At 71.2% G+C, this 6,389-nt stretch carries 7 protein-coding genes; 5 read left to right on the top strand and 2 right to left on the bottom strand.

What is annotated here, in order from left to right; genetic code table 11:
- The 4 genes from FV230_RS22695 to cobT form a co-directional block, all read left to right on the top strand.
- Nucleotides 1-233 (top strand): DnaJ domain-containing protein (locus FV230_RS22695; RefSeq protein WP_147844013.1); only part of this gene is annotated, 233 nt, incomplete at its 5' end.
- Between the two features lie 262 nt (nt 234-495).
- On the top strand, nt 496-1,479 hold the full coding sequence (cobS, locus tag FV230_RS22690; protein ID WP_147844012.1) for a cobaltochelatase subunit CobS: 984 nt from the start codon (nt 496-498) through the stop codon (nt 1,477-1,479).
- Nucleotides 1,480-1,497: 18 nt separating this feature from the next.
- Nucleotides 1,498-1,995 carry a DUF29 domain-containing protein gene (locus tag FV230_RS22685; RefSeq protein WP_243933877.1) on the top strand — a complete coding sequence of 166 codons (498 nt, stop codon included), beginning with the start codon at nt 1,498-1,500 and terminating at the stop codon, nt 1,993-1,995.
- Nucleotides 1,996-2,000: 5 nt separating this feature from the next.
- Nucleotides 2,001-3,902 carry a cobaltochelatase subunit CobT gene (cobT, locus tag FV230_RS22680; protein WP_147844010.1) on the top strand — a complete coding sequence of 634 codons (1,902 nt, stop codon included), beginning with the start codon at nt 2,001-2,003 and terminating at the stop codon, nt 3,900-3,902.
- A gap of 4 nt (nt 3,903-3,906) precedes the next feature.
- Here cobT and FV230_RS22675 read toward each other — a convergent pair whose 3' ends face one another.
- Entirely contained in the window at nt 3,907-4,668 is a 762-nt protein-coding gene (locus FV230_RS22675) for a TraX family protein (protein WP_147844009.1), read from the bottom strand.
- 28 nt (nt 4,669-4,696) lie between these two features.
- The gene (rpmB, locus tag FV230_RS22670; RefSeq protein ID WP_147728548.1) at nt 4,697-5,008 is read right to left on the bottom strand and encodes a 50S ribosomal protein L28; all 312 of its coding nucleotides are present in this window, start codon (nt 5,006-5,008) and stop codon (nt 4,697-4,699) included.
- Nucleotides 5,009-5,476: 468 nt separating this feature from the next.
- Here rpmB and FV230_RS22665 point away from each other — a divergent pair, with 468 nt between their 5' ends.
- Entirely contained in the window at nt 5,477-6,355 is an 879-nt protein-coding gene (locus FV230_RS22665) for a DUF3108 domain-containing protein (RefSeq protein WP_147729968.1), read from the top strand.
- The last annotated feature ends 34 nt before the right edge of the window (nt 6,356-6,389 follow it).

Genomic DNA, 6,389 nt, shown 5'->3' with positions numbered 1-6,389 from the left:
GGCGGCAGGCCCCGGCCGAGCCCGCGCGCCCGAAGCTCTCGGCGACTGTGCGACGGGCGCTCGACGTGCTCGGCCTCGAGGAAGGCGCCGACACCGCCGCGATCAAGGCGCAGTACAAGTCCCTGGTGAAGCGCTTCCACCCCGACGCCAACGGCGGCGACCGCTCGTTCGAGGAGCGCCTGCGCGACATCATCCGGGCGCACGACGTGCTGCGCGCGGCCGGGCTCTGCTGAGGCGGCTCGGCACGATCGATGCAAAGTCGACCGTCGCGCCGCCGTCGGCGGCTTTCGCGGGCGGACGACCGGCAATTTTCGATTGCAGGCCTATATGGGGGTCTTGCACCCGATCCGGCCCGTCTGTGGCGCCCCGGCGCGACGACGTTTAAGGAAGGGCCTGCATCCCGGCAGCGACTGGCCGGCGAGGCGAGGCCCGAGACAAGTTCCGCGCGGCTTTCGATCCGATGCCCTTCGGAAGACCGCCCCTACGAGGTTCCGTATGCTCTCTGACGACAAGCCCGCCATGCTCCCCGACCGCACCGTCTCCGTCCGCGCCACCTTCGGCATCGACATCGACCTCGAGGTTCCCGCGTTCTCCGAGACCAGCGAGCACGTGCCGGATCTCGATGCGGACTACATCTTCGACCGCGAGACGACGCTGGCGATCCTGGCAGGCTTCGCGCGCAACCGCCGCGTCATGGTCACCGGCTATCACGGCACCGGCAAGTCGACCCATATCGAGCAGGTCGCCGCCCGGCTGAACTGGCCCTGCGTGCGGATCAACCTCGACAGCCACGTCTCGCGCATCGACCTCGTCGGCAAGGACGCGATCGTGCTGCAGGACGGCAAGCAGATCACCGCCTTCCAGGACGGGATCCTGCCCTGGGCGCTGCAGAACAACGTCGCGCTGGTGTTCGACGAGTACGATGCCGGACGGCCCGACGTGATGTTCGTGATCCAGCGCGTGCTGGAGCTCTCCGGCCGCTTGACGCTGCTCGACCAGAAGCGGGTCATCCGCCCGCACCCGGCCTTCCGGCTGTTCGCTACCGCCAACACGGTGGGCCTCGGCGACACCTCGGGCCTCTATCACGGCACCCAGCAGATCAACCAGGGCCAGATGGACCGCTGGTCGATCGTCACCACCCTGAACTACCTGCCGCACGACCGCGAGGTCGACATCGTGCTGTCGAAGGCGCTGCACTACAAGGGCGACCCCGGCCGCGACATCGTCAGCCGCATGGTCCGCGTCGCCGACCTGACCCGCAACGCCTTCATGAACGGCGACCTCTCGACGGTGATGAGCCCGCGCACGGTGATCACCTGGGCCGAGAACGCCGACATCTTCCGCGACATCGGCTTCGCCTTCCGGGTCACCTTCCTCAACAAGTGCGACGAGCTGGAGCGGACGCTGGTCGCCGAGTTCTACCAGCGCGCCTTCGGCAAGGAGCTGCCCGAGAGCGCGATGAACGTCGCGCTGAGCTGATCGACGATGGAGGAATCGATGGCGCAGGTTGCTTCGGGCCCGGAGACGGAGCCAGCTGGCTTCGCGTCGCCGCGCGCGGGTACGCGCCACGAAGCTGACCTCTACACGTGGGTGCAGGAGCAAGTGGCCCACCTTCGCGCTGGCCGGGTCGAGGTTCTCGATCTCGACAACATCGCTGAGGAACTGAGCGACGTGGGTTCGGAGCAGTACGATAAGCTAGAGAGCGCGATCGAGGTCCTGCTCGCCCATGCCCTGAAGTGGGACTTCCAGCCGGAACGCCGGAGCAGGAGCTGGGCGTTGACCATCGCGGAGCAGCGCCTGCGGATCGAGAGGCAGTTGCGCAAGAACCCCGGCCTGAAGTCGCGCATCGCGGAGGCGGTCACCGACGGATTCCGGACCGGCAGGCTTCGGGCTGCGCGCGAGATGCGTCGCTCGCTCGAGACCCTCCCCACCGACAATCCCTACGCCTGGGACGACATCCTGAACCGCCCCTTCGAACTCGACGCCGACCGGTAGCACCCATGTCCATCTCCAACCGCAAGCCGGGCGAGCGCCGCGAGCCGGTCGCCGAGCCCCTGAAGCGCTCGGTCGCCGGGTGCCTGCGCGCCATCGCTAAGCGCTCCGAGGTCGAGGTCACCTACGCCACCGACCGGCCGGCGCTGACCGGCGACAAGGCGCGCCTGCCCGAGCCGCCGCGCAAGCTCACGGTCGGGGACGTCGCGGTGCTCCGCGGCAACGCCGACGCCATGGCCCTGCGCCTGGGCTGCCACGACATCGCCGTCCACCGCCGGCTCGCGCCCGAGAATTCCGCGGCGCGCGCGGTGTTCGATGCGGTCGAGCAGGCCCGCGTCGAGGCGATCGGCTCGCGTCGGATGTCGGGCGTCGCCACCAACATCTCCGCGATGCTGGAGGACCGCTACCACCGCGGCGGCAAGTACGAGACCATCACCGACCGCGCCGACGCGCCGATGGAGGATGCCGTCGCGCTGATGGTGCGCGAGCGCCTGACCGGCCAGAAGCCGCCGGAGGCCGCCAAGCGCATCGTCGAGCTGTGGCGCGCGCACATCGAGGACAAGGCCGGGCCGAACCTCGACGGGCTGATCGGCTCGATCGAGGACCAGCGCGGGTTCGGCCGCTCGGTGCGCGAGCTGCTCTCCTCCCTCGACATGGCCGACGAGACCCCGTTCGACCCCGAGGACGACGAGAACGACGACGAGAACGAGGCCCAGGACGACGAGCAGACCCCGAGCGAGGGCGATGCCGAGGAGCAGAGCCAGGGCGACCGCGCCGAGGTCGAGACCTCGGAGGAGGCCTCCGACGACATCGAGGAAGGCGCGCAGGAGGCGGCCGACGCGCCGTCCGGCGAGCTTCCCGAGGAATCCGAGGACGCGGAATCGGAGGAGGCCTCCGAATCCTGGCGGCCGCCGTCGAAGGTCGCCAACGAGCTGCGCGGGCCGGACTACCGGGTGTTCAATCCGAGGTTCGACGAGGTGATCCACGCCGAGGACCTGTGCGACGCCGAGGAGCTGGCGCGGCTGCGCAGCTACCTCGACAAGCAGCTGTCGCATCTCCAGGGCGTGGTCGGGCGGCTGGCCAACCGCCTCCAGCGCCGGCTGCTGGCGCAGCAGAACCGCGCCTGGGACTTCGACCTCGAGGAGGGCCAGATCGACCCGGCGCGCCTCGTGCGCGTGGTCATCGACCCGTTCCAGCCGCTGTCCTTCAAGCAGGAGAAGGACACGAACTTCCGCGACACCGTGGTGACGCTGCTGCTCGACAATTCCGGCTCGATGCGGGGGCGCCCGATCACCGTCGCCGCGACCTGCGCCGACATCCTGGCCCGCACCCTCGAGCGCTGCGGCGTGAAGGTCGAGATCCTGGGCTTCACCACCCGCGCCTGGAAGGGCGGCCAGTCGCGCGAGGCGTGGCTCGCCGCCGGCAAGCCGAACGCGCCGGGCCGCCTCAACGACCTGCGCCACATCGTCTACAAGAGCGCCGACGCGCCCTGGCGCCGGGCGCGCAAGAATCTCGGGCTGATGATGCGCGAGGGCCTGCTCAAGGAGAACATCGACGGCGAGGCGCTGGACTGGGCGCACAAGCGCATCCTGGCCCGGCCCGAGCAGCGCAAGATCATGATGGTGATCTCGGACGGCGCGCCGGTCGACGACTCGACGCTGTCGGTCAACGCCGGCAACTATCTCGAGCGCCACCTGCGCTGGATGATCGAGGAGATCGAGCAGCGCTCGCCGGTGGAGCTGCTGGCCATCGGCATCGGCCACGACGTGACCCGCTACTACCGTCGCGCGGTCACGATCATCGACGCCGAGGAGCTCGGCGGCGCGATGACGGAAAAGCTCGCCGAGCTGTTCGAGGAGGATGCCGGCGGCCGCGCCCCGATGCGCGCCGCCGGCGGACGCCGGCGCTGACGCCTCAGGCCAGCGCCCGCAGGGCGATCAGCACGGCGAGGTGCCCCGGGTAGAACGCCTGCAGCGCGTAGGGCGGCAGGAAGCGCGGTCGGCCGCGCAGCCGGAGGGCGGCGAGCAGGACCAGCGGGACGCCGACGCCGATCGTCGCGGCGTCGGCGAGAGCCGAGAGGGACGCGGCCTCGCCCCGCGGGTGCCAGCCGTGCCAGTTCAGCCCGACGATCGCGGCGACGAGCCAGGCGCCGTAGGCGCGCGGTTCGCGCAGCGCCAGAAGGATCGCCGCCGGCAGCAGGATGCCGGCCAGGCCGAAATCCACCGCCGTCTTGGCGAGCGCCGGGGCGAGGAACACCACGGCGAGGCCGAGGGCCAGGGCCGCGTGGCGTAGCGGAGGGCGTCCCCTCTCGAGCGTGGTCGCGAACGCGATGCCCGCCGCCAGGGTGAACAGGATCGACCCCTCGGTCGTGCCGAAGGGGAAGGCGGCGGCGTAGATCGCCTGCGTCGGCACCGCGAGGGCGAGCAGCGCCAGCCCGTAGCGGCCGGGATCGGCGCCGCGCAGGATGTGCAGCACGGACACCACGCAGAACAGCGGGAAGGCGATCCGCCCGAGCCGCCACAGGGCGACGGCGTGGCCGTCGAGCAGGATGGTGTCGACGTGGTCGCTGACCATCAGCACGGCGGCGGCCCCCTTGATCGCATCGAGGGGCGCGCCGGCGAACGACGCGGCGGGCACGAAAAAACCGCCGGCATGGGGGTCCATGCGGCGGTTCATGATCTCACATCGCCCGGAGGCGACCGCTTCAGGCGGCGACGGCGTCCGGAGCCGCGGTCTCGCCGAGCTTCTTGTGGATCTCGCGCTTGAGGAGCTTGGCCGTCTGCGACAGCTCGACCTCGTGCGCCTTCACGAGGAAGGCGTCGAGGCCGCCGCGGTGCTCGACCGAGCGGAGCGCGTGCGCGGTGACGCGCAGGCGCACACGGCGGTTCAGCGCGTCCGAGGTCAGCGTGACGTTGCAGAGGTTCGGCAGGAACCGGCACTTCGTCTTGCGGTTCGAATGGCTCACGAGGTGGCCGACCTGAACGGCCTTGCCGGTGAGTTCGCAGCGGCGTGCCATGATAACGCTATCCTGTCTCGTTCCTGGGCGATGCGGACCCGCCCTCCCGGGCCGGATGCGCCGCCTGCGCGGCCCCACCCGAACGTCGTTCCAGGTCTCGCGCAGTCGTGTCTGAGTGGCGGCCTATAGGCGAGACGGCCCGGGACCGTCAAGGCAAAACCCGACCGGGCGCCCGGATTGGGGGCGCCTGCGGACGCGCACGACGCCGCCGACGTCGCGGCACGTGCCGTCGCACGATCGATATGAGCACGGAACGGCCAAGGGTCCAAGCGCGGAGGCGGGAAGGCTTGCGCGGGCGACGCCGCCTCGGCCCTGCGGCGACCCGCCGGCCCGGCGGCCACGGGCCCTGGGCGTGCGCGGAACGGCCTGTTAACCATGCGGCTCGGATAACCGTCGCCTGGGCAGCCCCGGGGCTCCGCGTCGTCGGGGCCGGTGCCCGGACGACCTCGTGAGGATGCGATTCGGACCATGAGCGCCCGCCCCCACCGCAGCGCCTTCCCACTGATGCGCCTCGTTCTCGCCGCCGCCCTCGGCGCCGGCGCCCTCTCGCCGGCCGAGGCGCGGGAGCGCAAGGCCGCGCCCGCCAGCATCGCCGTCGATTACGGCATCGCGCTCGCCGGCCTGTCGATCGGCACCGCGCGGCTCGCCGGCACCTTCGAGAACGCGAAGTACCGCGTCGACGTCTCGGCGACGCTGACCGGTCTCGTCGGCGCGATCACCGGCGGCCAGGGCTCGGCCCGCTCCGCCGGGATCATCGCCGCCGCGCCGCAGCCCAACACCTTCTCGATCGCGACGCGGACCGCCAATTCGGGGATCGCCGTGCGCATGGCGCTCGCCCACGGCAACGTCACCCAGTCCGAGGTCACGCCGCCGCTGGTCGACATGGACGACCGCGTGCCGGTGACGCCCGCCAACAAGCGCGGGATCATGGACCCGGCCAGCGCCCTGCTGATGCCGGCCCAGGCCTCCGGCGACCTGACCAACCCGGACAATTGCAACCGCACGCTGCCGGTCTTCGACGGCGCGACCCGCTTCAACGTGGTCCTGAGCTACGGCGAGACCCGGGCGGTGGAGAAGCCGGGCTATTCCGGCCCGGTGCTGGTCTGCAACGCCCGCTACCAGGCGGTCGCCGGCCACCGGCCGGACCGGCCCGGGGTGCGCTTCATGGAGGAGAACCGCGACATGTCGGTCTGGCTCGCGCCGGTCGAGGGCACGCGGATGCTGGTGCCGATGCGCATCTCGGTGCGCACCACGGTGGGCACCAACATCATCGAGGCGACCCGCTGGGTGCGCGGCACGGCCACCGCCGAGGCGCCGGCCACGACCGGCAGCCTCGCGAGCCGCTGAGGATGCGCGGCGCCGCGCTCGCGACGATCCTGGC

The sequence above is a fragment of the Methylobacterium sp. WL6 genome, assembly GCF_008040095.1.
In the GTDB taxonomy this organism is placed as follows: Bacteria; Pseudomonadota; Alphaproteobacteria; order Rhizobiales; family Beijerinckiaceae; genus Methylobacterium.
Note: the sequence above shows the minus strand (reverse complement) of the source record. Positions and strands in the feature narration are given on the sequence as shown.